At 45.5% G+C, this 565-nt stretch carries 1 rRNA gene and 1 pseudogene; both read right to left on the bottom strand.

Going from position 1 to position 565, the window contains the following annotated elements:
* Positions 1 to 317, bottom strand: a 16S ribosomal RNA gene (locus C2M32_RS20630); the annotation flags it as partial.
* Positions 312 to 565, bottom strand: a pseudogene (locus C2M32_RS21150) (DDE-type integrase/transposase/recombinase); the annotation flags it as partial. The gene C2M32_RS20630 and the pseudogene C2M32_RS21150, both read right to left, overlap by 6 nt.

Below are 565 nucleotides of genomic sequence, written 5' to 3'. Positions count from 1 at the left end.
GTAATTCCGATTAACGCTCGCACCCTCCGTATTACCGCGGCTGCTGGCACGGAGTTAGCCGGTGCTTCTTCTGTAAGTAACGTCACAGCTGAATGCTATTAACATCCAACCTTTCCTCCTTACTGAAAGTGCTTTACAACCCGAAGGCCTTCTTCACACACGCGGCATGGCTGCATCAGGCTTGCGCCCATTGTGCACAGTCTTTACTAGACAGATCTTTGCTTGAATTCTTCTAACTTTTCATAAGCCAGTGGAGGCATATTATTCGCCTCACCATGCTTGCGTCTAGAGTTATAAAACATTTCGATATAATCGAATATGTCAGATCTTGCATGTTCACGTGTTACGTATATTTTTCTCTTCACCCGCTCTCGTTTCAGTAGCTGGAAGAAGCTCTCTGCAACCGCATTATCGTGGCAGTTTCCTCGACGGCTCATACTAGCTTTTAGATTGTGCTCTGTTAAGAAGTCACTCCACTCATAACCTGTAAATTGACTACCTTGATCTGAGTGTATAAGCACCTGTTTCTTTGGCTTTCGTCGCCATACGGCAGCTAGAAGTGCTT

Source organism: Pseudoalteromonas sp. T1lg23B (assembly GCF_002964665.1).
Lineage (GTDB): Bacteria > Pseudomonadota > Gammaproteobacteria > Enterobacterales > Alteromonadaceae > Pseudoalteromonas.
This window is presented reverse-complemented; position numbering and strand designations above follow the sequence as displayed.